The organism is Paraburkholderia acidipaludis NBRC 101816 (assembly GCF_000684975.1).
GTDB classification, from domain to species: domain Bacteria; phylum Pseudomonadota; class Gammaproteobacteria; order Burkholderiales; family Burkholderiaceae; genus Paraburkholderia; species Paraburkholderia acidipaludis.
This window is the reverse complement of the sequence record NZ_BAXZ01000014.1, coordinates 25,515-51,705: the sequence shown is the minus strand read 5'-3', so window position 1 is coordinate 51,705 and position 26,191 is coordinate 25,515. Positions and strand designations below refer to the sequence as shown.

Annotated in this window: 19 protein-coding genes and 1 pseudogene; 10 read left to right on the top strand and 10 right to left on the bottom strand. The window is 65.9% G+C overall.

The window, feature by feature from the left end:
* Positions 1-19: 19 nt before the first annotated feature.
* Positions 20-862: an EAL domain-containing protein gene (locus tag BAC01S_RS16405; protein WP_027795744.1), complete on the bottom strand. Its 843-nt coding sequence runs from the start codon at positions 860-862 to the stop codon at positions 20-22.
* A 336-nt stretch (positions 863-1,198) separates the two neighbouring features.
* On the opposite strand from BAC01S_RS16405, the gene hmgA reads away from it, so the two are divergent.
* On the top strand, positions 1,199-2,554 hold the full coding sequence (hmgA, locus tag BAC01S_RS16400; RefSeq protein WP_027795743.1) for a homogentisate 1,2-dioxygenase: 1,356 nt from the start codon (positions 1,199-1,201) through the stop codon (positions 2,552-2,554).
* Positions 2,551-3,867, top strand: a complete 1,317-nt coding sequence (fahA, locus tag BAC01S_RS16395) for a fumarylacetoacetase (protein ID WP_027795742.1) — start codon at positions 2,551-2,553, stop codon at positions 3,865-3,867. The genes hmgA and fahA overlap by 4 nt, the downstream gene beginning before the upstream one ends.
* A 149-nt stretch (positions 3,868-4,016) precedes the next feature.
* On the opposite strand, the pseudogene BAC01S_RS16390 reads toward fahA, so the two are convergent.
* From BAC01S_RS16390 to BAC01S_RS16380, 3 genes and pseudogenes are all read right to left on the bottom strand, one after another.
* Positions 4,017-4,271, bottom strand: a pseudogene (locus tag BAC01S_RS16390) (MFS transporter); the annotation flags it as partial.
* A gap of 103 nt (positions 4,272-4,374) precedes the next feature.
* Positions 4,375-5,559 (bottom strand): MFS transporter, encoded by a 1,185-nt coding sequence (locus tag BAC01S_RS16385; protein WP_027795740.1) that lies wholly within the window; start codon positions 5,557-5,559, stop codon positions 4,375-4,377.
* 197 nt (positions 5,560-5,756) lie between these two features.
* A complete protein-coding gene (locus BAC01S_RS16380) occupies positions 5,757-6,557 on the bottom strand; it encodes a crotonase/enoyl-CoA hydratase family protein (RefSeq protein ID WP_245616603.1) in 801 nt (266 codons plus the stop codon).
* 118 nt (positions 6,558-6,675) lie between these two features.
* Between BAC01S_RS16380 and BAC01S_RS31555 the strand changes: the two genes are divergently transcribed.
* Positions 6,676-7,200 carry a plasmid fertility inhibition factor family protein gene (locus BAC01S_RS31555; protein WP_043202549.1) on the top strand — a complete coding sequence of 175 codons (525 nt, stop codon included), beginning with the start codon at positions 6,676-6,678 and terminating at the stop codon, positions 7,198-7,200.
* A 72-nt stretch (positions 7,201-7,272) separates the two neighbouring features.
* Here BAC01S_RS31555 and BAC01S_RS16370 read toward each other — a convergent pair whose 3' ends face one another.
* On the bottom strand, positions 7,273-8,250 hold the full coding sequence (locus BAC01S_RS16370) for a LysR family transcriptional regulator (protein WP_027795738.1): 978 nt from the start codon (positions 8,248-8,250) through the stop codon (positions 7,273-7,275).
* 546 nt (positions 8,251-8,796) lie between these two features.
* Here BAC01S_RS16370 and aspT (BAC01S_RS16365) point away from each other — a divergent pair.
* The 3 genes from aspT (BAC01S_RS16365) to BAC01S_RS16355 all read left to right on the top strand — a co-directional run bounded on the left by aspT (BAC01S_RS16365) (position 8,797) and on the right by BAC01S_RS16355 (position 14,065).
* Complete coding sequence (aspT, locus tag BAC01S_RS16365; RefSeq protein WP_027795737.1) at positions 8,797-10,479, top strand: aspartate-alanine antiporter; 1,683 nt, start codon at positions 8,797-8,799, stop codon at positions 10,477-10,479.
* Between the two features lie 104 nt (positions 10,480-10,583).
* Positions 10,584-12,269, top strand: coding sequence for an aspartate-alanine antiporter (gene aspT, locus BAC01S_RS16360; protein ID WP_027795736.1), 1,686 nt, complete (start codon positions 10,584-10,586; stop codon positions 12,267-12,269).
* Between the two features lie 134 nt (positions 12,270-12,403).
* Positions 12,404-14,065: a bifunctional aspartate transaminase/aspartate 4-decarboxylase gene (locus BAC01S_RS16355; RefSeq protein ID WP_027795735.1), complete on the top strand. Its 1,662-nt coding sequence runs from the start codon at positions 12,404-12,406 to the stop codon at positions 14,063-14,065.
* Here BAC01S_RS16355 and BAC01S_RS31550 read toward each other — a convergent pair.
* Together BAC01S_RS31550 and BAC01S_RS16345 are read right to left on the bottom strand one after the other, a co-directional pair.
* A complete protein-coding gene (locus BAC01S_RS31550; RefSeq protein ID WP_407667937.1) occupies positions 13,983-15,170 on the bottom strand; it encodes a glycosyltransferase family 2 protein in 1,188 nt (395 codons plus the stop codon). The two genes, BAC01S_RS16355 and BAC01S_RS31550, sit on opposite strands and share 83 nt — an antisense overlap.
* Before the next feature lie 159 nt (positions 15,171-15,329).
* Positions 15,330-16,541 carry an MFS transporter gene (locus tag BAC01S_RS16345; protein ID WP_027795733.1) on the bottom strand — a complete coding sequence of 404 codons (1,212 nt, stop codon included), beginning with the start codon at positions 16,539-16,541 and terminating at the stop codon, positions 15,330-15,332.
* A gap of 356 nt (positions 16,542-16,897) precedes the next feature.
* Here BAC01S_RS16345 and xdhA point away from each other — a divergent pair, with 356 nt between their 5' ends.
* The 3 genes from xdhA to xdhC are packed head-to-tail and all read left to right on the top strand — an operon-like array spanning position 16,898 to position 21,475.
* Positions 16,898-18,463, top strand: a complete 1,566-nt coding sequence (gene xdhA, locus BAC01S_RS16340) for a xanthine dehydrogenase small subunit (RefSeq protein WP_027795732.1) — start codon at positions 16,898-16,900, stop codon at positions 18,461-18,463.
* A gap of 28 nt (positions 18,464-18,491) precedes the next feature.
* The gene (xdhB, locus tag BAC01S_RS16335) at positions 18,492-20,846 is read left to right on the top strand and encodes a xanthine dehydrogenase molybdopterin binding subunit (protein WP_027795731.1); all 2,355 of its coding nucleotides are present in this window, start codon (positions 18,492-18,494) and stop codon (positions 20,844-20,846) included.
* A 44-nt stretch (positions 20,847-20,890) separates the two neighbouring features.
* Positions 20,891-21,475 (top strand): xanthine dehydrogenase accessory protein XdhC, encoded by a 585-nt coding sequence (gene xdhC / locus BAC01S_RS16330; RefSeq protein ID WP_043202515.1) that lies wholly within the window; start codon positions 20,891-20,893, stop codon positions 21,473-21,475.
* 201 nt (positions 21,476-21,676) lie between these two features.
* On the opposite strand, the gene BAC01S_RS16325 is transcribed toward xdhC, so the two are convergent.
* Positions 21,677-22,084 carry a hypothetical protein gene (locus tag BAC01S_RS16325; protein WP_156954429.1) on the bottom strand — a complete coding sequence of 136 codons (408 nt, stop codon included), beginning with the start codon at positions 22,082-22,084 and terminating at the stop codon, positions 21,677-21,679.
* 568 nt (positions 22,085-22,652) lie between these two features.
* On the opposite strand from BAC01S_RS16325, the gene BAC01S_RS33330 reads away from it, so the two are divergent.
* Positions 22,653-24,218, top strand: coding sequence for a caspase family protein (locus BAC01S_RS33330; protein ID WP_052408765.1), 1,566 nt, complete (start codon positions 22,653-22,655; stop codon positions 24,216-24,218).
* A gap of 64 nt (positions 24,219-24,282) precedes the next feature.
* Here BAC01S_RS33330 and BAC01S_RS31540 read toward each other — a convergent pair whose 3' ends face one another.
* Complete coding sequence (locus BAC01S_RS31540; protein ID WP_084168616.1) at positions 24,283-25,296, bottom strand: LysR family transcriptional regulator; 1,014 nt, start codon at positions 25,294-25,296, stop codon at positions 24,283-24,285.
* Positions 25,297-25,482: 186 nt separating this feature from the next.
* A complete protein-coding gene (locus tag BAC01S_RS16310; protein WP_027795728.1) occupies positions 25,483-26,151 on the bottom strand; it encodes a 2-hydroxychromene-2-carboxylate isomerase in 669 nt (222 codons plus the stop codon).
* Positions 26,152-26,191: the final 40 nt, after the last annotated feature.

Here is a 26,191-nt window from a genome sequence, read left to right as displayed (position 1 = left end):
GGCGCCGGTGACGGCCGCGTCAGACCGTCCCGCGTTGGACCAACTTATCCTGGCTCGCGAATACGGGCCCTTGCACGAACCGCACGTCGTACTGCTGCAGCTGCTCGAACTGCGCGGTATCTGCGACGCGATTGAATATCAGCGGAATGCGCAGCCGCGCGGCATAACTCACGAGCGGCTTGACCATCGAATCGCGCAGCGCCGAAGTCGCATCCATCTTCACGAAATCGAGCCGCGCCATATCGGACACCGAAAGGATCTGTCCGGCGTTCGGCAGATTGCCCGCCACCTTGAACCCATAACGCTGATAACTCTTCGTCAGATAACCGACGAAGGTTCGGTGCGCCACCGCCGCCGCCGGCAGCTCGATCACGACGCGCCCCGGATTCAGCCCGAACGACAGCAGCACGTTCGAAAAATGCCTGCCGTGGTCGTACCTCACGCTTTTCAAGAGGCGCTCGTGCACGCGCAGGAACAGCAGTCCATGCTGCTGCGAACCGAGAAAGTTGATGGTGTGCAGCGCCCGGACCATGCGGTCGAGCGCAACCAGTTCGGGGTCGTCGAGCGAATCGACGAAGGGATCGCACGGCGCGGCCTGGCCGTCCTGTTCGCGCAGCGTCACGGCCTGGAAGCCCAACTCGTCGCCAAAGCGCGACGCACTGGCGAGGTCGGCCACGAGCGACTGCGCGCCGCTATGCACGCTGATGTCGTAGATCGGCTCGTAGGCCGACAACAGCTCCATGCCGCGTCGTCTCGCGACAGCCTGGCCGTGGTGGGCGCCCGTGCCCATCGCAAGATGCTCGCCGAGAAAGGGGTGTTCAGCGGCGCGGGCGACGAGCTCGGGAACGGTGAGAGCTTTCATGTTGATGTGGGTGGCGGCGCTGGCCCTGACCAAGGCGCCGCGCGTCGCGCGTGCGCTGGGGCCGCATGACTCGATGGTAGCAGCCGCCGGGCCCGGCGATTCGACTTCTTGCTTATAACGTTATTGATGGCACCCCGCCGGACGGCCTTGATCCTGCGCCCGATTTCCCGCGAATCACCTGTGAATGACCAGGAACCAGGGTTTTTACTATATTTCACTATTCATAATCCGTTTTACTATTCGTAAATCACGCGACGCGCCGTCGCATCCTTTCCGATTTGACCCGGATCACGCCGGGCGGCTTGCCGCCGCCTCGGAGCACGTGGAGACATCAGCATGAACGCACCCTTGCGACATCCCGCCGGGGCCGATCAGGCCCAGCGCGGCTACATGAGCGGCTTCGCCAACGAATTCGCGACCGAGGCGCTGCCCGGCGCGCTGCCCGAGGGCCGGAATTCGCCGCAGCGCGTGGCTTACGGCCTCTACGCCGAGCAGATCTCGGGCACGGCCTTCACCGCGCCGCGCTCGCATAACCGGCGTTCGTGGCTCTACCGCATCCGCCCGGGCGCCGTGCACCAGCCGTTCACGCCGCTCGCCGCGCGCGCGCTGCATGGCGCGCCGCGCCTTTGCGCCGACTTTGGCGCCGTGCCGCCCACGCCGCCGAACCAGTTGCGCTGGGACCCGCTGCCGATGCCCGCCGAGCCCACCGACTTCGTCGACGGCTGGGTGACGATGGCGGGCAACGGCTCGGCGGCCTCGATGAGCGGTTGCGCGATCCACCTGTACGCCGCGAACCGTCCGATGACGGATCGCTTTTTCTATAATTCGGACGGCGAATTGTTGATCGTCCCGCAGCATGGCCGTCTTGCGATCGCGACCGAAATGGGCCAGCTCGACGTGGAGCCGTTCGAGATCGTCGTGATTCCGCGCGGCGTGCGCTTTACGGTCGATCTGCCCGATGGCGAAGCGCGCGGCTACGTCTGCGAAAACTTCGGCGCGCTGCTGCGCCTGCCCGACCTTGGCGTGATCGGCTCGAACGGCCTCGCGAACCCGCGCGACTTCCTCACGCCGCATGCGGCCTACGAGGACCGCGAGGGCCGCTTCGAGCTCGTCACGAAGCTGAACGGCGAACTGTGGCGCGCGGACATCGGCCATTCGCCGCTCGACGTCGTGGCATGGCACGGCAACTACGCGCCCTACAAATACGATCTGCGCCGCTACAACACGATCGGCTCGATCAGCTACGACCACCCGGATCCGTCGATCTTCCTCGTGCTGCATGCGCCCACCGACACGCCGGGCGTCGACGCCATCGACTTCGTGATCTTCCCGCCGCGCTGGCTCGCGGCCGAGAACACGTTCCGCCCGCCCTGGTACCACCGCAACATCGCGAGCGAGTTCATGGGCCTCGTGCACGGCGTCTACGACGCCAAGGCCGAAGGCTTCGTGCCGGGCGGCGCGAGCCTGCACAACTGCATGTCGGGTCACGGCCCGGATGCCGAGACCTTCGAGAAAGCTTCGAGCGCCGACACCTCGAAGCCGCACAAGGTCGGCGACACGATGGCGTTCATGTTCGAGACCCGCACGCTGATCCGCCCGACGCGCCACGCGCTCGAATCGGCGCAGTTGCAGGCCAACTACTACGAGTGCTGGCAAGGCCTCGAGAAACATTTCAATCCGGAGCAGCAATGAGCAGCCATCTGACGAACGCGCTTCAGGCGACGCTCGACCCCGCGCGCAAGAGCTGGATCGAGAGCGCCAACGATCCGCACTGCGACTTTCCGATCCAGAACCTGCCGTTCGGCGTGTTCGGCGATACGAAGAACGCGGCGCCGCGTGTGGGCGTCGCGATCGGCGACCTGATCGTCGACCTCGCGGTGCTGCACGACGCGGGCCTGCTGCGCCTGCCCGCGGGCGCACCGCAGGACGTGTTCGCGCGTGGGGCGCTGAACGGGTTCATCGCGCTGGGCCGCGAGGCGTGGCGCAGCGTGCGCGTCCAGCTTTCCGCGCTGCTGGCGCGCGAGAGCGCGCCGCTGCGCGACGATGCGGCGCTCAAGGCGCGTGCCTTCGTGCGCCAGGCCGACGCCACGCTGCATCTGCCGGTGGAGATTCCCGGCTATACGGACTTCTATTCGTCGAAAGAGCATGCGACGAACGTGGGCAGCATGTTTCGCGATCCGAAGAATGCGCTGCTGCCGAACTGGACGGAAATGCCGATCGGCTATAACGGCCGCGCCTCGTCGGTGGTGGTGAGCGGCACGCCGGTGCGCCGTCCGCGGGGGCAGCTCAAGCTGCCCGACCAGGAGCGCCCCGTGTTCGGCGCGTGCCGCAAGCTCGATATCGAACTCGAGACCGGCTTTATCGTCGGCCGCGGCAACGCGCTGGGCGAGCCGATCGCCTGCGCAAACGCCGAGGACCACATCTTCGGCATGGTGCTGCTTAACGACTGGAGCGCGCGCGACATCCAGCAGTGGGAATACGTGCCGCTCGGCCCGTTCAATGCGAAGGGCTTCGCGACCTCGATCTCGCCGTGGGTGGTAACGCTCGACGCGCTGGAGCCGTTCCGCGTGGCCCAGCCGCAGCAGGAGCCGCAGCCGCTCGAATATCTGCGTCACGAAGGCGATCATGCGTTCGATATCGCGCTCGAAGTGCGGCTGCGCCCCGAAGGAGCAGGCGAGGCGAGCACCATCGCGCGCACGAATTTCCGCTACATGTACTGGTCGATGGCGCAGCAGCTTGCGCATCACACGGTAGCCGGCTGCAACACGCGCGTGGGCGATCTGATGGGTTCGGGCACGATCTCGGGGCCGACGCCCGACTCGTTCGGCAGCCTGCTAGAACTCACGTGGAATGCGAAGAATCCGCTCGAACTCAAGGATGGCGGGTCGCGCGGCTTCATCGAGGACGGCGACGAGCTCACGCTCGCGGGCTGGTGCCAGGGCAACGGCTATCGCGTCGGCTTCGGCACTTGTGCCGGCAAGATTCTGCCTGCACTGGAGTCCTGATCGTCTGACTACCTGCGAGGGAGCTCGCGCTCTCGCTTATCTGGAGTGCAAACGGAACGGCCGATGCGCGGCAAGGCGCACCGGCCGTTCGCCGTTTCCGGGGGCGCGGTTCAGGCCCGCACGAGACCGCGCGTTCGCTCCCAGCACAGTGCGCCGAGAAAGACGAGCACGGCGCCGACGATCACCTGATATTTGGAAAGGCGCCGCGAAACCCACGCGGCAAGCGGCGCAACGGCGAGTCCGCCGAACGCCTGCGCGGCGGTCAAGAGACCGGTGACGGCGCTGCCGTGGCCGGACTCGGCCAGCGCGAGAGCCGTGAGAGGGAATGTGGCGCCATACCCGATGCCGACCACGGCGACGCTCAGGATCAGCGCGAGGAAATCGCGGATGAGGACGATTTTCATCGGGCGAGATGCTACTACTACGGCGGCGCGTTCGCGCGGCGGCGGACGGCGCGCTGCGGTGGCGGTGCCGGGGCAAGGCGCGTGAGGCGCGCGCAGCGAACCCTCAGGCGCAGGAGCCCGGCCCCGCCACGGCCACGCGCCGGCGCGCGCGGCGGTCGAGTTGCGCCGAGACCAGCGTGAGCGCGAGGGCGGAGAAGGCCATCGCCATGCCGAGCCACGGCAGCGAGGCGAGCGGCACGCCCGCGCTGATCGCCACGCCGCCAAGCCACGCGCCGCCCGCATTGCCGAGGTTGAAGGCGCCCTGGTTGAGCGTGGACGCCAGATTCGGCGCCTCGCTGGCGCGATTGACGATCAGTATCTGCAGCGGCGGCACGATCGCGAACGCGAGGATGCCCCAGACAAAGAGGGTTGCCGTGGCGGCGAGCGCGTCGTGCATGGTGGCCGCGAACACGGCGAGCACGATGCCGATCGAGCCGAGGAAGACCAGCAGCGAGCGCATCAGCTTCCAGTCGGCGAGCTTGCCGCCCAGCGTGCTGCCCACGGTGAGGCCGAGGCCGAACACCAGCAGCACGAAGGTCACCTCGTGCGGGCTGAAGCCGGTCACGTCCTCGAGGATCGGGGTGATGTAGGTGAACACGGCGAAGAGGCTGGTGGACGCGAGCACGCTGATGCCGAGCACCATCAGCACCTGCGGATTCTTCAGCACCGTGAACTCGTGCACGAGGCTCGCCTTCTGCATTTCGATCTTCGCGGGCAGGCAGATCCACAACGCGAGGGCGGCAAGCACGCCGATGCCCGTGACGGCCCAGAAGGTGGCGCGCCAGCCGGCGATCTGGCCGAGCGCCGTGCCGAGCGGCACGCCGAGCACGTTTGCAAGCGTGAGGCCGGTGAACATCAGCGCAATGGCCTGGGCGCGGCGGTTGGGCGCGACGAGGCCGGCGGCCACCACCGATCCGATGCCGAAGAACGCGCCGTGGCAGAACGCGGTGACGATGCGCGCGGCCATGAGGATCGTGTAGTTCGGCGCGAGCGCGCAGAGCAGGTTGCCGACGATGAAAACGCCGATGAGCCGCATGAGCGCGGCCTTGCGCGGCACGTTGGCGATGGCGATCGCGACGATCGGCGCGCCGATGGTGACGCCGAGCGCGTAGGCCGAGACCAGCATGCCCGCTGCCGGGATCGAGACGGCGAGATCGCGCGCCACGTCGGGCAAGAGCCCCATGATGACGAATTCCGTGGTACCGATTCCAAATGCGGCGACGGCAAGAGCAAGAAGGGGCAGGGGCATGGGAGGGGGAATCGTGGTGGCGCGGCGGGCGGTGTGCGCCGCACCCGGGAAGCCGCAATTAAGTCAACACGGAATTGTACTTAATCCTGAAAGTTCGCATGCGGCCCGCTTTTTGTTGCGCCACCCGGTTGTGCCATACGCCCAACACCTTGCCGGTCCAGTGCTCCCTGGGCGGAAAAAACAGACACCAGGACCGCTCAATTTTGGAGCGGATCGCCATGACGCCCGGCACCCGCCGCAAAGCGGGTCGCGCCCGCCAGGCCCTCGTCGAGCACCGCGCGATAGCCGCCCGCGCCTTCGCGGCGCAGGGCTTCGGCCAGGCTGTCGAGCGCACTGTTCTCGACGGCGGACCAGCGGTCGGCGAGCAGCGCGGCCTGCGGGAACGCCGCGATCTGCGCGGCGAGCGCTTGCGCGGCCGCCCGCGCCTCGCCGTGGGGAACCACCCGGTTCGCGAGCCCGAACGCCAGCGCTTCGTGCGCCTCGACGGGGCGGCCCGTGAGGATCAGGTCGAGCGCCCGGGAGAGGCCGATCAGGCGCGGCAGCCGCACCGTTCCGCCGTCGATCAGCGGCACGCCCACGCGGCGGCAGAACACGCCCAGCACCGCATCCTCTTCCACGATTCGCAGATCGCACAACAATGCCAGTTCCAGGCCGCCGGCGACGGCGTATCCTGTAATAGCGGCGATTGTGGGCTTGGCGAGCTGCATGCGCGTCGGGCCGAGCGGGCCCGGGCCGCCGCCGTCGGCATGGATCTCGTTGCGCCGGCTTTCGTCGGCCAGCGCCGTGAGGTCGGCACCCGCGCAGAAGGTTCCGCCCGCCCCGAACAGTACGGCTGCGTGCCAGTGCGGATTCGTTTCGAAACGAACGAAGGCATCGGTCAGCGCGTCTGCCGTAGGGCGGTCGATGGCGTTGCGGCACGCGGGATGCTCCAGCACGATGGTCGCCACGAAGCCGCTGGCCTCGATGCGCACGTGCTCGCCGAAGGTTTCGATGTGCATGAGGGTCTCCATCGCGTGCATGCCCCGCGCATAGGTCACAAGAGCGTCACGAATGACTCGTAGCTTAGGCCGCTTTTAGTCAAAAGAACTGCTTCTCTCTCGCATGCTGCCGTCGTTCATGTCTACGCCCGACCCAAGCTCTCTCTCCCCTGCCGCCGCCATGCCGCCGCTCTGGATCGTGCCGCTGTCCGGCCATCCGGCCTACGACCACGTGCGCCTCACACGCGTGTTCACGACCGACGGCACGCGCCATGAAGTGGTGATCGTCGATCTTCACAAGCTGCTCGCCTGCGCCGACCGCGACGACACCGACTACGTGCTGCGCCCCGTGGACGATTGGCATGCGGGCAAGGTGCGAGGCATCCGCGACTTTCTCAACCCGGGCAGCGAGCGCGTGCCGCAGATGCCCTACGTCACGATCTCGACGCGCCGCGCGCCGGGTGTGGCGGGCTGGCTCGGGATCGCGCGCGAAGGCGTGGTGGGATTTCGCAACGGTCAGCACCGGGCGCGTTATCTCGCGTGGGCGGGCGCCCTGTGGCTGCCCGTCGAGGTGCATGAGCGCGAAGCGTCGCTGTTGCGCCAATTGTGCGGCGCCGGGGACCTCGGCGATGGCGCGGCGGTGCAGAACGCCTATGGCGAGTGACGCGGGCGCACCCGCGCCCGCACCTGCGTCCCGACGCGGCCTCGAACCGCCGCCCCGGCGCGGGCGAGACGCTCAGAGTTCCGGCACGGCCAGCAGCGCGGCGCTGCTTTTCGCGGCGTTGAGCGACCGCATGCTCGCGCCCGTGGCCGCGCGCACATTCTCGAAGTGCTCGACGGCATAGTCGACGAAGCGGCGCGTCCTTGCGGGCAGATACTGGCGGCTCGGATAGACGATCGACATCTGCGCTTCGGGGTCGTCGATTTCGTAGTCGGACAACAGACGCCGCAGCGTCCCCGCCGTGAGGTCGTCGGCAACGAGCGAAGTCGGCACGATCGCCACGCCCATTCCCGCGAGCGCCGCGAGGCGCACCATCAACATGTTGTTGACCGCATAGGCCGGCCGCAACGTCACCTGCTCGGCATGCTCGCCGGGCCGGGCAAATTGCCACGTCGCGCTACGCTCCTCGGGCGGCAGCGTGACCGCGGCGTGCCGCGCAAGCTGCGCGGGCGTGCGCGGCTCGCCGTGCTCCGCGAGCCACGCGGGCGCCGCGCAGGGCACGAAGGTCGTCGTGCCGAGCGAGCGCTCGACGAGATCGCTGCTGCGCGCCGTTGCGGCCGCGACGATGCCGCAGTCGAAACCATCCTCGATCAGATCGATGCGCCGCTCGGCCAGCGTGAGCCGCACGTTGACGCGCGGGTAGAGCCGCCGGTAGCCGTCGATGAGCGGCGTGAGCGTGGCAAGCGAGAGCGCGCCCGCGGCAACCACGCGCAGGGTGCCGCTCGGCTCGCGTTCGGTATGGGCGACGCTGTGTTCGAGGTGATCGAGTTCCTCTAGCAGACTGCGGCAGCCTTCCAGATAGCGCAGTCCTGCTTCGGTGAGCGAAAGATTGCGCGTGGTGCGGTTGATGAGACGGGTATGCAGATGCGCCTCGAGCATCGCGACCGATCGGGTGACGAGCGCGTTGGAAACGTCGAGTTGCTGTGCGGCGCGACGGAAACTCTGTGTTTCAGCAACCCTAACGAAAACGCGCATGGCGTGTATCTGGTTCATGGATATTCGCCTCGTATGCTGGATGCATGGATCGGGTAAAGCAATTTCTGACAGAGTCAGCGATATGAACTGGGGCGCGGCGATCTTGCATTGGCTGTACTTGAACGAAAATCATATTGACACTTTATGGAAATTACAATATCTATCTCAAAACACAGCGGTATTGCATATGTGTAAAGGATTCAGCACTCATCTGGCATGGGAATTGAATGAAGAATGCATGATGATCCTATGTGCAATTGAACCGCGCTTTGCCTTGTGGATAAAGGCTCTACAGCTATTGGCCGCCAGTGGGGAGGCGACGTCTGTCAGATTACCGGGACTTTTCTGTAATAGTCCACCGGCGATCCATGTCTCATTCGAATCGTGTATAAGTAGTCGCGGCCGTAACATAAGCGGGAAATAATTGTGGCGATTGTCTGATTACGGATGCCGGTACGGATCTGCTGCGCTGCAAACAGGACGTGCGTGACTTTGCATGACAAAGGGCACGTTTTTTTATGCGCTTCTTTAACGCCGGAACGTAATTCGGCTTACCGGACACTCATGATCGTCGAATTGCTGAAATCGCAACCCGAGATTGCGCTTTTCCTCAGTCTGGCGCTGGGTTACCTGATTGGATCCATCAAATTCGGGCCGATCTCGCTGGGCGGCGTGTGCGGCACCTTGATCGTCGCGCTCGTGCTGGGGCAAACGGGCGCACGCATCGACACCGACCTCAAGAACATTGCTTTCGCACTTTTCATCTTCGCGCTCGGCTTCACGGGCGGCCCGCAGTTCTTCGCCAACGCCTTGCGCGGCTGGCGCTACGGGCTCCTTTCGATTGTCGAGATCGTTTCGGTGATGACGCTCGTGATGATTGCAGTCGTTACGATGAAGCTCGACCCGGGCACCGCTGCTGGCCTGCTCGCCGGCGCGGCGACCGAGTCGGCCGTGATCGGCACGGCGTCCGAGGCCGTCTCGAAGCTCGGCATGCCGGCAGCCCAGGTGACGATGCTCCAGTCGAACATCGCCACGGCCTACAGCGTGAGCTACCTGTTCGGCCTTATCACCATCGTCCTGTTCACGAGCCAGATCGCGCCGCTCCTTCTTCGCATCAACCTGCGCGACGAGGCGGCGCGGCTCTTTCGCAAGCTGGGCGGCGACGGCGTGCTCGACGAAGGGCAGCGGCTCGCGCTGCCGCCGCTCGTCGGCCGTGCGTTCCTCGTCGGGCCGGCGGCGGGCGGCGTCGTGTCGGCGATCGAGGCGCGCTACGGCAACAACGTGACGATCGAGCGCGTGCTGCGCGCCGGCAAGCAACGCGAAGTCGATGCGCAGTTCGTCCTGCAGGCCGGCGACACCGTGTTCGTCGCGGGGCGGCGCGAAGCGATCGTCGAGGCTTCGCAGGCGTTCGGCGAAGAAGTCTCAGGCGAGAGCTTCACCCATCTGCTCGCCCAGCGCACCGACGTGCTGGTGACGCGCCGTGACGTCAACAATCTTTCGCTCGCTCAGCTGCGCGAGCGCGCGACCCCCGAGCAGGGGCGCGGCATCTATGTCGCCGCGCTCACGCGTGCGGATACCACGGTGCCCGCGTTCCCGGGCACCGTGGTCCAGCGCGGCGACGTGCTCACGCTCGTAGGCGCGCCCACGGATGTCGCACGCGGGGCGAAGCGTCTTGGCTACGTCATCCAGCGGACGCAAAAAACCGACTTCGTATACCTTGGCCTCGGCGTGCTGGTGGGCATGGCCATCGGCCGTCTCGGGGCGACGGTCGGCGGCGTGACGCTCGTGCTCGGCACCGGCGGCGGTTGCCTGCTTTCGGGGCTCTTCTTCGGCTGGTTGCGCTCGCACTTTCCGGTGGTGGGCTCGCTGCCGTCGGCTGCAGCGCAGGTGCTCAAAGACTTCGGTCTTGCCACTTTCATCGCGGCAGTGGGGCTCTCGGCCGGTCCCGACGCCATCAGGCTCGTGCGCGAGTACGGCGTTGCGCTGCCGCTCGCGGGCATCTTGCTCGTGGCGGTGCCCGGTCTGTTGTCGCTCTGGATCGGGCGCATGTTTCTCAAGCTCGAAGTGCCGATGCTGCTCGGCGCAATTGCAGGTCAGCAGTGCAGCACGCCGGCGATCAGTGCGCTCGTCGGCGTAGCGGGGAACTCGACTCCAGTGATCGGCTACACGATCACGTATGCGTTGTCGAACATTCTGTTGCCGCTGATGGGCCCCGTGGTGGTCGGGCTGGCGGCGAAGTTCGGTTGAGGGGCGGCTCGCGGGCGATTCGCGAGTCACGCAGGCGCCGGATCCGGCCTTGAACCCGGCTTACTTCCACAACGGCAGGCAGTCACTTCAAATGCGAGGGCACGATGGAATGGCTACACGACATCTTTCATAAGTCTCCGGAAATCGCGTTGTTCCTCTCGCTGGCCGTCGGCTATTGGGTCGGCCAGATCAACTTCGGCAAATTCCAACTGGGGGGCGTGGGCGGCTCGCTCCTTGCGGCCGTCGTGATCAGCCAGGCGGGCGTGACGGTGGACAACGGCGTGAAAGCGGTGATGTTCGCCGTCTTCATCTATGCCGTCGGCTACGACTCGGGCCCGGGCTTCTTCAATTCGCTCAACCGCAAGACGCTGCGCGAGATCGCCATGGCCGTGTTCATGGCCGTCGCGGGCCTCGTCACCGTGATCGTCTGCGCGAAGCTCTTTCACCTCAACAAGGGGCTCGCCGCGGGTCTCGCCGCCGGCGGCATGACGCAGTCGGCGATCATCGGCACGGCGGGCGACGCCATCGCGCGCCTGGGCCTGCCGCCCGACCAGGTGAAGGCCATGCAGGCCGACGTGGCGATCGGCTATGCCGTGACCTACGTGTTCGGCTCGCTCGGCGCGATCATCGTCTGCGTGAACATCCTGCCGAAATTCATGGGGCAGGGGCTGCGGGAGGCTTCGCTCGACGCCGAGAAGGAGATGTCCGGCGGCGGCGGTTCGACGGGGCCGGGCCAGGTCACCGCGCTGCCCGAACTGTTCGGCCGTGTGTTCCGCGTGGAAGCGGCAGCGGGCAAGACGGTCAAGCAGCTCGAAACGGCCGAGAAAGACCTTGTTGCGATCGAGAAGGTGCGCCGCGCGGGCAAAGCGATCGACGCCACGCCCGATTTCGTGCTGAGCCGCGACGACGTCGTGCTGGTGGTGGGGCGCCGCGAGCAGATGGTCGAGGTGGGCGCGCTGATCGGGCCGGAAGTGCCGGATTCGGGCGGCATGAGCCTCGTCATGCAGACGCGCCAGCTCGTGTTCACGAAGAAGGGCATGAACCACACGACGATTGCCGAGGTGCGCAAGAACGTGGACCGCGACATGCGCCACGGCGTGTACATCGAGAAGATCGAGCGCGTGGGCCAGCCCGTGCCGGTCCTGCCGCAAACGAAGCTCGAACACGGCGACGTGATCACCGTCTACGGCACGGCGACCGACACCAGGCGCGCGGTGCAGGAGGCCGGCTACGAGCTGGCGTACAGCAACAAGACCGACTTCATCTACATGGGCGTCGGCCTCGTGCTCGGTCTGCTGATCGGCCTGATCGTCGTGAACGTGGCCGGGATTCCGCTCACGCTCGGCTCGGGCGGCGGCTGCCTGCTGGCGGGTCTGCTGTTCGGCTGGATGCGCGGCAAGCACCCGATGTACGGCGTGATGCCGCCGGCCGCTTCGCAACTGCTCAAGGATTTCGGCCTCGCGGCGTTCGTGGCGGTGGTGGGCCTGAACTCCGGCCTGCAGGCCGTGGTGACGATCAAGCAGAGCGGCATCACGATCTTCCTGCTCGGCGTGGTCGTGACGATGGTTCCGCTGATCCTCACGATGCTCTTCGGCCGCTACGTGCTGAAGTACAACAACGCGGCGATTCTCGCGGGCGCGCTGTCCGGCGCACGCAGCGCGAACCCGGCGTTCGGCGGCATTCTCGACAAGGCCGAAAGCGCTGTGCCGACCGTGCCGTTCGCCATCACCTATGCGATCGCCAACGTGCTGCTCACGCTGCTCGGGCCGCTCGTGGTCGGTCTTGCCTGACGCGAAGTCAATGCGGGCGGCGCTTCACGCGGGGCGCCCGTCCGCCGGTTCACCCTGTCACCCGCTTTCGTGCCGGCTGCGGACCAACCTGCATGTGCCCGGCACGCGCACCATCTTCCACTGGAGAAAGCATCATGGCAAAAGGTAAAGACGCGAAGGAAAAGTCGGGTCTCGACGCGCTGAGCCCGTTCGAGCTGAAGGACGAGCTGATCAAGGCGGCCGGCGGCGGCGCGGCCGAGCGTCCGGCCAATCTTTCGATGCTCAACGCCGGCCGCGGCAATCCGAACTTCCTCGCCACGATTCCGCGTCACGGCTTTTGGCAACTGGGCCTCTTCGCGATGCGCGAGTCGGAGCGCTCGTTCTCGTACATGCCGGAGGGCGTGGGCGGCTTCCCGCAACGTGCCGGCATCGTCGAGCGTTTCGACCAGTTCCTGCGCGAGAACAAGGGCCAGGCCGGCATCGACTTCATCGGCGGCGCCGTTTCGTATGTGCGCGACCAGCTCGGCCTCTCGGCCGGCGATTTCCTGTACGAAATGTGCGAGGGCATCCTCGCCTGCAACTACCCGGTGCCGGACCGCATGCTCAAGCTGTCCGAAATCATCGTCGGCCAGTATCTGCGCCGCGAGATGATCGGCAAGCATCCGTTCGTCGGCGAGTTCGACATCTACGCGGTGGAAGGCGGCACGGCGGCGATGACGTACATCTTCAACACGATGAAGGAAAATTTCCTCATCAAGGCGGGCGACACGATCGCGCTCGGCATGCCGATCTTCACGCCGTACATCGAGATTCCCGAGCTCAACGACTACGAGCTCAACGTCGTGCACGTGGAAGCCAGGGTCGAGAACGAATGGCAGTACTCGAAGAAGGAGCTCGACAAGCTGCGCGACCCGAAGGTCAAGGCATTCTTCCTCGTCAACCCGAGCAATCCGCCTTCGGTGCGGATCAACGACGAGAGCCTCGAATACATCGCCGAGATCGTCAAGGAGCGCCCGGACCTCATCCTCCTGACCGACGACGTGTACGGCACCTTCGCCGACGACTTCGTCTCGCTCTTCGCGCTCGCGCCGAAGAACACGATTCTCGTGTACTCCTACTCGAAATACTTCGGCGCGACGGGCTGGCGTCTGGGCACGGTCGCGACGCACCGCGACAACGTGCTCGACCATCTGATCGCGAAGCTGCCGAAGGAAGAGAAGAAGATCCTGCACAAGCGCTACGAGTCGATCACGACGGACCCGGACAGCCTCAAGTTCATCGACCGCCTCGTCGCGGACAGCCGCACGGTGGCGCTGAACCACACGGCCGGCCTCTCGACGCCGCAGCAGGTGCAGATGGTCCTCTTCTCGCTGTTCTCGCTGATGGACACGCCGGACGCGTACAAGCACGCCCTCAAGCGCCTGATCCGCAGCCGCAAGCGCGCGCTCTTCGAGGAGATGGGCATCACCTACGACGAAACCGACCCGAACCAGGTGGACTACTACACGATCCTCGACATGGAGTACATGGGCGAGAAGATCTACGGCCGCGATTTCGTGGACTGGCTGCTCAAGCAGGTCAAGCCGAACGAGCTGCTGTTCCGCCTCGCCAGCGACGCGCGCGTCGTGCTGCTGCCGGGCATGGGCTTCGGCACGCCGCATCCGTCGGGCCGCGTGTCGCTCGCCAACCTCAACGAGTCGGACTACCGCAAGATCGGCCGCGCGGTGCGCAAGCTCACCGAGGAATGGGTGCAGAAGTACAACGAGGCGACCGGCAAGAAGCTTGATCCGGCTGCTGTGAAGACCGTGAAGAAGTAAGGGCGGTCCGCCGGCCGATGCGTACGGAACATGCGTGTCCGTGCGCGCTGACCTCGCAGCCCGACCGGCTCACGCCGATCGGGCTGTTTCCTTTTGTGCGTCCGACGCGTCGGACTGAGGCTCGCCGGGGCCGCCCGGTAGCGCCAATGGTGCGAGCGGTAGGTGACGAGCCCGGCGCGCGGCTCTCCAGATCTTCAGCAGGTGGTAGTAGAGCCTCGGGCTGAAGCCATAGCGGTAGGCGTGGAGGTTGCCGAACGCCAGATGCAGCCCCGCGGAGAACTCGCGATTGCAGGCGTGCAGCGAGACGACGATCGGCACGATCCGTCGCAGTGACAGGCGGCCGCGCGGCTTCGAGTTCGAGCGGCAGCGGGAGCGCCGTGAGGAAGCGCCAGGCGGCCAGCGACGACGCATGGGGCGTGCGGCGTGTCGTCTGGGATACCGAAACGTCGCTCTTGCGATAGCACGAAACGTACTCGTCCACGTAGCACACCTGTTGCGCGGCGAGGCAGAGCTGCGTGCCGAACACGAAGTCGCAGCATGTTCCGTACTGGCTCGGATAGCCGATGCGCTTGACGAGCGCCGCGTTCGCGAGCCAGCCGTTGTTCGGAAACATCTGCAGAATGCCTGCCCGGCCGGGCGGCACCTGCAAGCCGGCCGCCGCGGCCGTGCGGTGACAGGCGATATTGAGCCTGCGGCTCGCGGCATAGTCGATGCGCCCGTGAGGATCCGTTTCGTACTGCTTGCCGAATGCCACGTCCAGATCGGGATGGCGTTGCCACTGTGCGAGGAGCCGCTCGACGCAGTTCGGCAGCAGGAAATCGTCGTCGTGGATCAGCAGGATCTTGTCGCCGCTCGCGCGCTCGAAGAGGCTCGCCACGTTGCGCGCCTGGCCGAGCGCCGGCACATTGCGCCGGTAGCGGATGCACGGTTCGCCGGCGTAGTGCAACGCGATCAGCTTCGCCGTGCCGTCGTCGCGAGAGTCGTCTCCAATCACGATCTCGAGGTTCGCATGCGTTTGCATGAGACACGAGTCGATGCACGCTCGCAACAGCTCCGGCCGGTTGCACGTTGGCAGACAAATGGAGACTTTCGTTTGGATTGTCATAGCTCACCCCCAATGCCTGAGGAAAACGAGAAGGTTCGTAATGCGAACTCTCCTCGCTGGCAATGAAGGTAAGCGAAAAATATCCGAAAGAAATTGAAAATTAATAGAAAGGGTATAGGGCTTGCTGCGCTGCGTTCCCCCTTCATCCAGGCCTTGAAATCAGGTCTGGAGTTGAATCTGCGCGGCTCGCACGCTACGCCGGTGCAGCGACACCGAAAGCGCAATCGCCGCGGCTGCTGCGATTGCAGCAAAGAGAAAGACCGATCCGTACCCGAACAGATTCGCGACATAGCCCGCGAGCGGCCCGGTGATGCCGAGCGAGAGATCGACGAACAGCGAGTACGCGGAGAGCGCTGCGCCGCGGCTCGCGGCCGGCACGAGGCCCACGGCCTCCACGCCGAGCGCCGGGAAGACAAGCGCGAAGCCGAAGCCCGTGAGCGCGGCGCCCGCGAGCGCGACATGCGGCACGGGCGCGAGCCACAGCAGGACGAGGCCCACGCATTCGCAGGAGAACGACGCAATGGCGACGCGAAAGCCGCCGAAGCGCCGGATCGTATTGGCAAACAACAGGCGCGAGCCGATGAACATGAGGCCGAACACCGTCAGCGTGAACGCGGCGTTGGGCCAGTGGCGCGCGGCGTAGAAAAGCGTGATGAACGTGGCGATCGAGCCGAAGCCCGCCGAGCCGAGCGCGAGCCCCAAACCGTGCGGGAGCACGCGCAGGAACACGCTGCGATAGGACATGCGCTCGCCATGGACGAGCGGCACGGGCGCGACGGGGCGCGCGAGCCAGCGACCGAGCGCGGCGAGCGCGATGACCATCGCGCCGAGCGTCCAGAAGCCGAGGTAATGGGTCAACTCCACGCCGAGCGGCGCGCCGATGGCGAGCGCCCCGTAGGTGGCGATGCCGTTCCAGGAGATCACGCGGGCGTTGTTGGCGGTGCCCACGCGGCCGATGCCCCAGAGGATCGCGCCGGTGCCGCACAGGCTTTCGCCGCACCCGAGCAGCAGACGGCTTGCCACGATGAGCGTGAGCGAGAGTTCGGGCCAATGTGCGACGAGTGCGGCGAGCAGGAGCAGCACGCCGCTCGCGCCGCAACAGATCAGGCCGATGCTGACCGTGCGTTTGGGGCCGAGCGTGTCGGCCGAGCGGCCCGCGAGCGCGCGCGAGGCGAGCGTGGCGAAGTACTGTACGCTGATCGCGCCCCCTGCCATGACGGTGCTGAAACCCAGGTCGTTGTGGACGTATCCCGGCAAGACGGCGAGCGGAATGCCGATGGTCAGATAGCAGAGGAACGTGAAAAAGACGACCGGAATGATCTGCAAGGTCGTCGCAAACGAACTGCGCTCGGGCGCCGTGTCAGCGGACATGGGGAAAATGCGGATGGAAGACGCGGGAAAGGCGTGATTCTCCCATGGAACCGGTTCTTCTGCAGATGCAGAAAAGATATTTTGGCCATCAGGGCACACATGAGGCGAAGTGGCGGGGTCGCGCCGTTCGCTCAAGAGTGGCGATATTGAGATAAATTAGCAAAAAATGTCGAAATACGGCCATCGCACCATAAGCAATCTGGCGCCGGACCCCCTCGATTTATCGATTCAACGATATATCCCCCATGTACCTCTGCCTATGGGTTGTAAATATTGGTGGTGATAGCGTTCGAACCGTCCACAGAAGCGTGCCTGGCCTCCCCAGCCGGGCCGCACATTCAGACGAGCCAGAAATCATGAGTCAGCCGATCCGCTTCTACCACCGCAACGCGATTCGCGAAGTCAGCGACGCAGGCGTCACCCGCACCGTTCTCCAGTATCTGCGCGAGGACGCGCATTGCACCGGCACCAAGGAAGGCTGCGCGGAAGGCGACTGCGGCGCCTGCACGGTCGTCGTCGGCGAACGCAACGAGGCGGGCGGCGTGAGCTTCAAGGCGGTCAACGCCTGCATCCAGTTCCTGCCGACGCTCGACGGCAAAGCGCTTTTCACGGTGGAGGACCTGCGCCAGCCGGACGGCTCGCTGCATCCGGTGCAGCAGTCCATGGTCGACTGCCACGGCTCGCAGTGCGGTTTCTGCACGCCGGGCTTCGTGATGTCGATGTGGGCGCTCTACGAGAAGCATGGCCACGAGCACGCGGGCGCCGCCCCGGCGGCGGCCGGCTGTGCCGGCAAGGGCGCCTGCACGGTGCCTTCGCGCGACGAGATCGCCAATGCGCTTACCGGCAATCTGTGCCGCTGCACGGGCTATCGCCCGATCCTCGACGCCGCCGAGCGCATGTTCGAAGCCGACGCGCCGAAGCGGCCCGTCGACGTCGAGGCGCTCGCCCGCACGCTCGCGACGCTCGAGCGCAAGGACACCTTCCACTACGAGCACAAGGGTCAGCAATACGACGCGCCGCGCACGGTCGAGGCGCTCGCCGCCATCAAGGCCGCGCGGCCGAACACGCGCATTCTCGCGGGCAGCACCGACATCGGCCTGTGGGTCACGAAGCAGATGCGCGATCTGGGCGACATCGTCTATGTGGGCCAGGTAGAGGCCATGCGCCGGATCGAGGTGGGCAGCGACTGGATCGAGATCGGCGCGGGCGTGAGCGTGGAGCGCGCCTATGCCGAACTCGCGAAGCATTACCCCGAACTCACGGAGATGTGGCAGCGCTTCGCTTCGCTGCCCATCCGCAATGCCGGCACGATCGGCGGCAACGTTGCGAACGGCTCGCCGATCGGCGACTCGATGCCGGGTCTGATCGCGCTGGGCGCGCACGTGGTGCTGCGCGGTGCGGAAGCGTCGCGCGAACTGCCGCTCGAAGACCTCTATCTCGCGTACCAGAAGAAGGACATGGCCGAGGACGAATTCGTGCTCGCGCTGAAGGTGCCGACGCGCACCGGCATACGCAAGAACCTGAAGTTCCGCACCTACAAGGTTTCGAAGCGCTTCGACTCGGACATCTCGGCCGTATGCGCGGCCTACGCGTTCATCGCCGACGGCGAGACGATCCGCGAGCCGCGCATCGCTTTCGGCGGCATGGCCGCCACGCCCAAGCGGGCGACGCATGCCGAAGGCGTGCTCGCCGACGCGCACTGGCACGAGGCCACGGCGCAGGTCGCGATGATCGCGCTCGGCAAGGACTACGCGCCGCTCTCCGACATGCGCGCCACCGACGAATACCGCATCGAGGCGGCGAAGAACACGCTGTATCGCTTCTGGCTGGAAACGCGCCCGAACAACCCGCTCGCGCAGCAGGCCGTGAACGTGCGCGCCGTGTTGCCCGCCGGCGCCGCCGAGGCTGCAGAGTCGGTCTGAGACTTCAGGAAACGAGAAGGAGAACATAATGAATCAGCAAGCCGAACCGTTCCTGAAGGATGCGCAGGCCCTCGAGAATTTCACCCAGGTCCACGTGTCGCGCCCGCACGAGTCGGCGCATCTGCACGTGAGCGGGCGCGCGACCTACACGGACGACATTCCGGTCATGGCGGGCACGCTGCACGCGGCGCTCGGGCTTTCGCAGAAGGCTCACGCGCGCATCGTCTCGATGAATCTCGACAAGGTGCGCGCCACGCCGGGCGTGGTCGCGGTGCTGACCGCCGGGGACATTCCGGGCGTGAACGACTGCGGCCCGATCATCCACGACGACCCGGTGCTGGCCGATGGCGTGGTGCAGTACGTCGGCCAGCCGATGTTCATCGTCGTGGCCACGTCGCACGATACGGCGCGCCAGGCCGCGCGTCGCGGCGAGGTGGTGTACGAGGAACTGCCCGCGGTGCTCACGGCGCAGCAGGCGCGCGCGGCGAACCAGTTCGTGCTGCCGCCGATGAAGCTTGCGCGCGGCGACGCCTCCACGCGCGCCGCACGCGCCGCGCATCGCCACGAAGGGGAGATGCTGCTGGGCGGGCAGGAGCAGTTCTACCTCGAAGGCCAGATTGCCTACGCGGTGCCGAAGGACGACGACGGCATGCATGTCTGGTGCTCGACGCAGCACCCGAGCGAAATGCAGCACCTCGTCGCCCACGTGCTGGGCGTGCATTCGCACAACGTGCTCGTGGAATGCCGCCGCATGGGCGGGGGCTTCGGCGGCAAGGAATCGCAGTCGGGCCTCTTTGCCTGCTGCGCGGCGCTCGCGGCGTGGAAGCTGCTGTGCCCCGTCAAGCTGCGCCCGGACCGCGACGACGACATGATGATCACCGGCAAGCGCCACGACTTCCACTACACCTATGAAGTGGGCTACGACGACGCGGGCGTGATCGAAGGCGTCTCGGTGGACATGACCTCGCGCTGCGGCTTCTCCGCCGACCTTTCGGGTCCGGTGATGACGCGCGCCGTCTGCCACTTCGACAACGCCTACTGGCTGCCCGACGTTTCCATCGCCGGCTTTTGCGGCAAGACCAACACGCAGTCGAACACCGCGTTCCGAGGCTTCGGCGGCCCGCAAGGCGCGTTCGCGATCGAGTACATCATGGACGACGTCGCGCGCTCGCTCGGCCTCGACCCGCTCGACGTGCGCCTGCGCAACCTCTATGGCAAGACGCAGAACAACGTCACGCCGTATGGTCAGGAGATCGAGGACAACGTCATTGCCGAGCTGCTCGACGAACTCGTGACGACGAGCGACTACCGCGCGCGCCGAGCCGAAATCCGCGAGTTCAATGCGAACAACGAAGTGCTCAAGAAGGGCATTGCGATCACCCCCGTGAAGTTCGGCATCGCGTTCAACGTGACGCACTTCAACCAGGCCGGCGCGCTCGTCCACATCTATACCGACGGTTCGGTGCTCGTGAACCACGGCGGCACGGAAATGGGCCAGGGCCTCAACACGAAGGTCGCGCAAGTGGTGGCGCACGAACTCGGCATCGACTTCGCGCGCGTGCGCGTGACGGCCACGGATACGAGCAAGGTCGCCAACACCTCGGCGACCGCCGCCTCGACGGGCTCGGACCTCAACGGCAAGGCCGCGCAGGACGCCGCGCGCCAACTGCGCGAACGGCTGGCGGCGCTCGCGACGAAGCTCTACGGGCAAGACGGGGTCAACGCGGGCGACGTGCGGTTTGCGAACGACCATGTGATCGTCGGCGGCGAGATCGTCTCGTTCGAAACGCTGGTTTCGAAGGCCTATCTCGCGCGCGTGCAGCTCTGGTCGGACGGTTTCTACGCCACGCCCAAGCTGTACTGGGACCAGGCAAAGCTGCAAGGCCGGCCGTTCTACTACTACTCGTATGGCGCAGCCGTTTCGGAAGTGGTGATCGACACGCTCACGGGCGAAATGCGCGTGTTGCGCGCCGACGCGCTGCACGACGTGGGCGCCTCGCTGAACCCGGCGCTCGACGTGGGCCAGGTGGAGGGCGGCTTCATTCAGGGCATGGGCTGGCTCACCACCGAGGAACTCTGGTGGAAGCCGGACGGCAAGCTGATGACGCATGCGCCGTCCACCTACAAGATCCCGACCGTCAACGACACGCCGTTGCACTTCGACGTGCGCCTCTTCAAGAACCGCAACGCGGAAGACAGCATCCACCGTTCGAAGGCCGTGGGCGAGCCGCCGCTCCTGCTGCCGTTCTCGGTGTTCTTCGCGATCCGCGACGCGGTGGCGAGCGTGGGCGACTACCGCTTCAATCCGCCGATGAATGCGCCCGCCACGGCGGAGGAAATCCTCAAGTCCGTGCGCGCGGTACGCACCGCCATGCGCGGCTGAGCGGCTGAGCGGCTGAGTTTGCCACTTCGAGGGAGCATGCCGAGATGAATCGTCATCCGAATCATTGCGTGAGCGTCGATGCGGCGGGCCGGGTGGTCATCGGTCGCCGCAGCACGCCGGTGCCGCAGTACGGGCCGATGCACGTCGTGCTGTTCGGCGCCGGGCACGTGGGCCATGCGCTCGTGCACCTGCTCGGCATGCTGCCGTGCGTCGTGCAGTGGGTGGACGAGCGCGACGAACTGTTCCCGGACGAAGTGCCGGCCAACGTGCAGATCGAAGCAACCGACACGCCCGCCGCGATCGTGGACGAAGCGCCGCCGGGCGCGTGGTTCATCGTGATGACGCACAACCACGCGCTCGACTTCGAGCTGACCGAGCGCATCATGCGGCGGCGCGATTTCGCGTGGTTCGGGCTGATCGGCTCGCAGACCAAGCGCGTGAAGTTCGAGCGGCGCCTGCTCGATCGCGGCGTGCCGGCCGAGCGGCTCATGGAGATGGTGTGCCCGATCGGCGTGACGGGCATTGTCGACAAGGCGCCTTCGTCGATTGCCGTGGCGGTGGCGGCGCAACTGATGCAGTTGCGCGTGCCGAGCGGGGCGCTGGAGCGGCTTGGCGTTCTCGCGCAATAATTCGTCGTACATAAGATGGCGCGCGGTGGCCGCACCGCCGCCGCGCACGTCTGGGGTGATGCATTTGCACTATTGCCCCTCGCGCCCCCCGAGGCCTTAAATGCTCGCAACGGGGTGCTGCGGCGCATCCGGCGCGCTGCGAGTGTGCCCAAGCCGATTGCGATCAGCGTGGCGACCGCGTTAACAACATCACTACGGCCACTACGTTTCTGGAACAAAAAACGCACTGGAGGGCATTTCGGACAGCACTGCGGTCGTGCACGTTTTCAGCAGCCGTGAATTGGCGATCTTGTCGGGACTGGATATATCGATGTGGCGCTGTCGTTCGAGAGCACGCAAAAAATCCGCCTTCAACTCCTCGTCGTACGTTCCGCGCTGCTCGATTTTGCGGCGTATTGTTTCGAGGTCGTATTCGAGGGCCTGATAAGCAGCGATTGTCGTTTCGTAGGCTTTGAGCGTTCTTCTGAACTGAATCGCCGGCCGGATGGCCGCGACGAAGGCAGCAAACGTCCCGAGGCCTTGCCAGATGTGCTTGCCCATGTCCGTCTTGAAGAACCACAGACCAGCGACCGCCGAAGTGGGGGCCGCAATGACGAGCGCGAGGTCCATGGCCATGTCCAGATGCTCGAGACGGCGCAATCGTGCGCTGTAGTAGCGGACATTAAGCCGGGCAGTGCGAAGCTTGTCATATACTGCCCAAACGGGATGGTTCTCACGTCCCATAGTTCCCCCGTACGCGTGCGGAGTAGAACAATGATAGTCAGGAAACACAGCATAGGCATGCTTGTTTTGCTGTCTGCACTGTTGTGCTCGCCGGCTCTCACCAAGGCTGAGACGCCCGAAACGGGCTCACCTGCATCAGGCAGCGCGGTGGCTGCGCGAAAGTCGAGCGTGCCGATTCCGTCGAGCACCGCGAATGCGCAGCCGGCAGCCGCCGCGAGCGGCGCCACTTCGAATCCGGACGAGGGGGATGTGCCGGCCGCTACACGCGGCTTCGTTCCGGATAGCCCCCATCCCGGCGTCGAACCTACGCAACCCTGGCCGCGAACCGGAGCCGTCGACGAATCCAGGTAAGGCCTCGACAGCGAGGCGGCGGGACGACCCTGCAATCCGGATTGCTTCGCAGCCCTTGCGGCCTGGATCCCCGCTTTCCTGGCGCCTGAACCGGAGCACTCAAATGTCGGACAACCAGAACCTCCGCGCCGCATTTCGTGCCGACAAACGCCGCACACTGGGCAAGCTGGCCGCCTTGTCCCTGTTCCCGTGGGTGCTGGACACGCTGGCCTTCGCGGACGACAGTGGGGGGCCGCGCGTCGCGCTCGTGATCGGCAACGGCGCGTATCCGGGTGCGCCGCTGCGCAATCCGCCTAACGACGCGAACGCGATCGCCGCGACCCTGAAGCAACTCAATTTCGAGGTCGACCTGAAGACCGACTGCACGCGCGACGCGATGATCAACTCGATCCGCGGGTTCTGCGATCGCGTCGAACGGAACTCCGCCGTCGCGCTTTTTTACTTTGCCGGGCACGGCATGCAGATCGACTGGCGCAACTACCTTCTGCCTGTCGATATCCGGCTTGCGGCCGCCGGCGACGTGCCGCAGCAGACCGTCGACAGCTCGGCACTGGTGGGCAGCCTCGGCAAATTGAGCAATCCGATGAATATCGTGATCCTCGACGCCTGCCGCAACAACCCCTTCGGTTTTGCCGGCTCGACCGGCGCGGGACTGAGCCAGATGGACGCGCCGACACGGACATTTCTCGCGTATGCGACTGCGCCGGGCAACGTCGCGTCCGATGGCAGCGGGAAAAACGGCCTGTACACGGAAAATCTGCTGCGCGAGATGGTGCGTCCCGACGCGAAGATCGAGGACGTGTTCAAGCGCGTGCGGCTCGCGGTTCGGCTCCAGTCGCATGGCAGGCAGATTCCGTGGGAGAGCACGTCGCTCGAGGGCGATTTCTATTTCATCCCTCCCCCCACCTCCGACAAGCCGACCGACGAGCAGCTCGACCAGCTCGCGCAGGCCGACAAGGACGACTGGGACGCCGCGCAGCAAGCCGGCACGGCCGACGCGATCGCAGCCTATCTGAAGACGCATCCGAACGGCAATTTCTGCGAGCTCGCGCAGGCGGCGCTCGACAGGCTGCTGGCTGCGAGCGGCGAGCAGAAGGTCGTCGTCAAGACCGATCAGGCGAATCCGTTCACACAGGGCAGCGCGGTCGCGGCGACGATGAAGCTCGGCGAACGCTATACGTATCGGGAAATCGACCTCTATTCGAAGCGGGAAAACTGGTCCAGCCACCAGCAAGTGACGAAGATCGACGACACGTCGGTCGAATTTGACAACGGCCGCTTCCGCACCGACCTGCTCGGCAATACGCGCGTCGATTCGAAGGGCACCCGCTACAGCGACCGGCAGCTCTTCGTGAGCGACTACATGATCGGCAAGGAATGGAAGACGCGCTATGACCGCGTGTTGGTGTCGGGAAAGGAGGACACATTCGAGTACGACTTCCGGGTCGTGTCGCGCGAGAGCATCACGGTCCCGGCCGGAACGTTCGACGCGTTCTGCGTGAAGGGCGAAGGCTGGCGGCTCGAGAGCCATTCGCGTCTTACGCTGGTTTACTGGATTGCGCCCGACAAGGTGCCGCGCTATCTCGCCATGGAGTTCGCCTACTACGGGAGAGGCCGCGGCGCGCGCGACTATTGGCGGCAGGAACTGGTCAGTTTCGACGCGGCATAGGAATGGGCGGCAGCCTCGATTCTTTTCCGGTGCCGTGCCGTCGTCGAGCAGGACGACGGTTCGTTCACGCCGGCGCGTTCGCCGGACCGGAAGGCGCAGGTTTCGAAGTAAGCGGCGCCGCGGCGCCTGCCGCGCGCCTCGCTTCCGGCCGGCTGCGCGCGGTGAGTTTGCGCGAGACCTCATCCACGAGCCCGCGCAGCCAGTCCACGTCGCTCGGCCGGTCCGGGTGCGGGTGCCACATCTGATAGCAGCGGATGCGCGGAAACGCGAGCGGCGGCTCGACCACGGCGATCGGCAGCAGGCTCGCGTAATGCAGCGCAAAACGCCGCGTGGTCGTGAACACGAGGTCCGACTGCAGCAGCACCTGCGGCACGAGCCCGAAGTAGGGCAGGCGCGTCACGATGCGCCGTTCGGCGCGCGCTTTCGCGAAGCCGATATCGATGGCGTTCGCATTCGAACCCGTGTAGGGCGTCGGCGCGAGGTGCGCGGCGCGAAGATAGGCCTCGCGCGTGAGCGGCGCGCGCGTGAGCGGATGATCGGCGCGCATCATGCAGACCACCTTGTCGGCGAACAGGTCGCTGCGATGAAAACGCGCGTCGGGCTTCGGCCAGTTGCCGATCACGATGTCGAGTTCGCCCGCGTCGAGCGCCGCATGATGGTCGAGCGTCGGCGAAAGCGAGAGGATCTCCAGCCGCGCCGTGGGCGCCGCCTCGCGGAAGTGCGCGATCAGCGTCGGCATGAAGAAGTCGTTCAGGTAGTCGGGCGCCGCGAGCCGGAAAGTGCGCTTCGAGCGCGCCGGATCGAAGTCGCCATGCGGCGTGGAGACGAAATCGACGTCGCGCAGCACGCGCTGCGCGTGCTGCAGCAGCGACTCGCCGTATTCGGTGGGCACCATGCCGGCCTTGCCGCGCACCAGGATCGGATCGCCCAGGATCTCGCGCAGGCGCCGCAGCGCCGTGCTGATCGCGGGCTGGGTCTGGTTCAGCCGCAGCGCCGTCTGCGTGACGCTGCGCTCGATCAGCAGCGTGCGCAGCACGCGCACGAGCCAGATGTCGAGGGTAAGGGCGGTGTCGTCCATGTAAAGGGGTGTCGATGAGGCGCGCGGGGAGCCGGGCAGTCGTCTGCGCGCGCGTACCGGCTCAGCCATAACCATAGGCCGGCGCGCCCGCCGGCGCCATAGCCTGAGTGGTATGGCCGGCATCAGGACGCCTCGCCGGCCGGGTGCGCGACGCACGCCGGCCCTCCGGCAACCCTCAGCGGCCCCTCATTCCGCCGTGGCTTTCGCGAGCCCGGAAGGCAGTGTGCTGATGCGCTTCACCTCGCGCGAATCGAGCCAGTTCGGCGAGCGGGCGCAGTAGAGCACCATCGGCAGCGCGTCCTCGCCCCAGAACAACTGCTTGTTCATCCAGAAAGTCGGCACGCCGAACACGCCCAGCGCGATTGCGTCGCTCGTGTTGCGGCGCAACTGGGCGCGCACGTTTTCCTGCTCGATCAGCGCTTCGCCGTGCGGGATGCCCACGCGCTCGCAAAGCTGTTCGAAGCCTTCTTCGCTCGACGGGTCGCGGCCCTCGCGCCAGATGAAGCGGAAGATCTCGCGCACGCAGGCGAACTCGCCGCCGGCGGCGATGGCCAGCAGCATCGGCTTGACCGAGTCGAACGGATGCGCCGGCGGCATTTTGAAGGGGATGCCGAGCTGGTCCGCGCGAAAGAGCGCGTGGCGGTACGTGTAGATGCGTTTGGCCGGGATCGCGAGGCCGCCCGCCTGGCCCCAGTGACGGTACAGGTCGGTCAGCAGCACGGGGCACGGCACGAAGTCGAAGGTCGGCCACTTTTGTTGCTGCTCCAGCAGCAGGTACGAGAACGGCGAGACGAAGTCGTAGAACCACGTGGGCTGGTTGACGTCGATGCCGCTGAGATCGATGCCGCTGATCATGCTGTTCCTCCGCTATGCGCTTCATGCGGACCGCCCGAAG

Excerpts from the sequence above, each read along its gene's own strand:
- BAC01S_RS16405 (WP_027795744.1), bottom strand. The coding sequence starts at position 862 with ATGAAAGCTCTCACCGTTCCCGAGCTCGTCGCCCGCGCCGCTGAACAC.
- hmgA (WP_027795743.1), top strand. The coding sequence starts at position 1,199 with ATGAACGCACCCTTGCGACATCCCGCCGGGGCCGATCAGGCCCAGCGC.
- fahA (WP_027795742.1), top strand. The coding sequence starts at position 2,551 with ATGAGCAGCCATCTGACGAACGCGCTTCAGGCGACGCTCGACCCCGCG.
- BAC01S_RS16385 (WP_027795740.1), bottom strand. The coding sequence starts at position 5,559 with ATGCCCCTGCCCCTTCTTGCTCTTGCCGTCGCCGCATTTGGAATCGGT.
- BAC01S_RS16380 (WP_245616603.1), bottom strand. The coding sequence starts at position 6,557 with ATGCACATCGAAACCTTCGGCGAGCACGTGCGCATCGAGGCCAGCGGC.
- BAC01S_RS31555 (WP_043202549.1), top strand. The coding sequence starts at position 6,676 with ATGTCTACGCCCGACCCAAGCTCTCTCTCCCCTGCCGCCGCCATGCCG.
- BAC01S_RS16370 (WP_027795738.1), bottom strand. The coding sequence starts at position 8,250 with ATGAACCAGATACACGCCATGCGCGTTTTCGTTAGGGTTGCTGAAACA.
- aspT (WP_027795737.1), top strand. The coding sequence starts at position 8,797 with ATGATCGTCGAATTGCTGAAATCGCAACCCGAGATTGCGCTTTTCCTC.
- aspT (WP_027795736.1), top strand. The coding sequence starts at position 10,584 with ATGGAATGGCTACACGACATCTTTCATAAGTCTCCGGAAATCGCGTTG.
- BAC01S_RS16355 (WP_027795735.1), top strand. The coding sequence starts at position 12,404 with ATGGCAAAAGGTAAAGACGCGAAGGAAAAGTCGGGTCTCGACGCGCTG.
- BAC01S_RS31550 (WP_407667937.1), bottom strand. The coding sequence starts at position 15,170 with ATGACAATCCAAACGAAAGTCTCCATTTGTCTGCCAACGTGCAACCGG.
- BAC01S_RS16345 (WP_027795733.1), bottom strand. The coding sequence starts at position 16,541 with ATGTCCGCTGACACGGCGCCCGAGCGCAGTTCGTTTGCGACGACCTTG.
- xdhA (WP_027795732.1), top strand. The coding sequence starts at position 16,898 with ATGAGTCAGCCGATCCGCTTCTACCACCGCAACGCGATTCGCGAAGTC.
- xdhB (WP_027795731.1), top strand. The coding sequence starts at position 18,492 with ATGAATCAGCAAGCCGAACCGTTCCTGAAGGATGCGCAGGCCCTCGAG.
- xdhC (WP_043202515.1), top strand. The coding sequence starts at position 20,891 with ATGAATCGTCATCCGAATCATTGCGTGAGCGTCGATGCGGCGGGCCGG.
- BAC01S_RS16325 (WP_156954429.1), bottom strand. The coding sequence starts at position 22,084 with ATGGACCTCGCGCTCGTCATTGCGGCCCCCACTTCGGCGGTCGCTGGT.
- BAC01S_RS33330 (WP_052408765.1), top strand. The coding sequence starts at position 22,653 with ATGTCGGACAACCAGAACCTCCGCGCCGCATTTCGTGCCGACAAACGC.
- BAC01S_RS31540 (WP_084168616.1), bottom strand. The coding sequence starts at position 25,296 with ATGGACGACACCGCCCTTACCCTCGACATCTGGCTCGTGCGCGTGCTG.
- BAC01S_RS16310 (WP_027795728.1), bottom strand. The coding sequence starts at position 26,151 with ATGATCAGCGGCATCGATCTCAGCGGCATCGACGTCAACCAGCCCACG.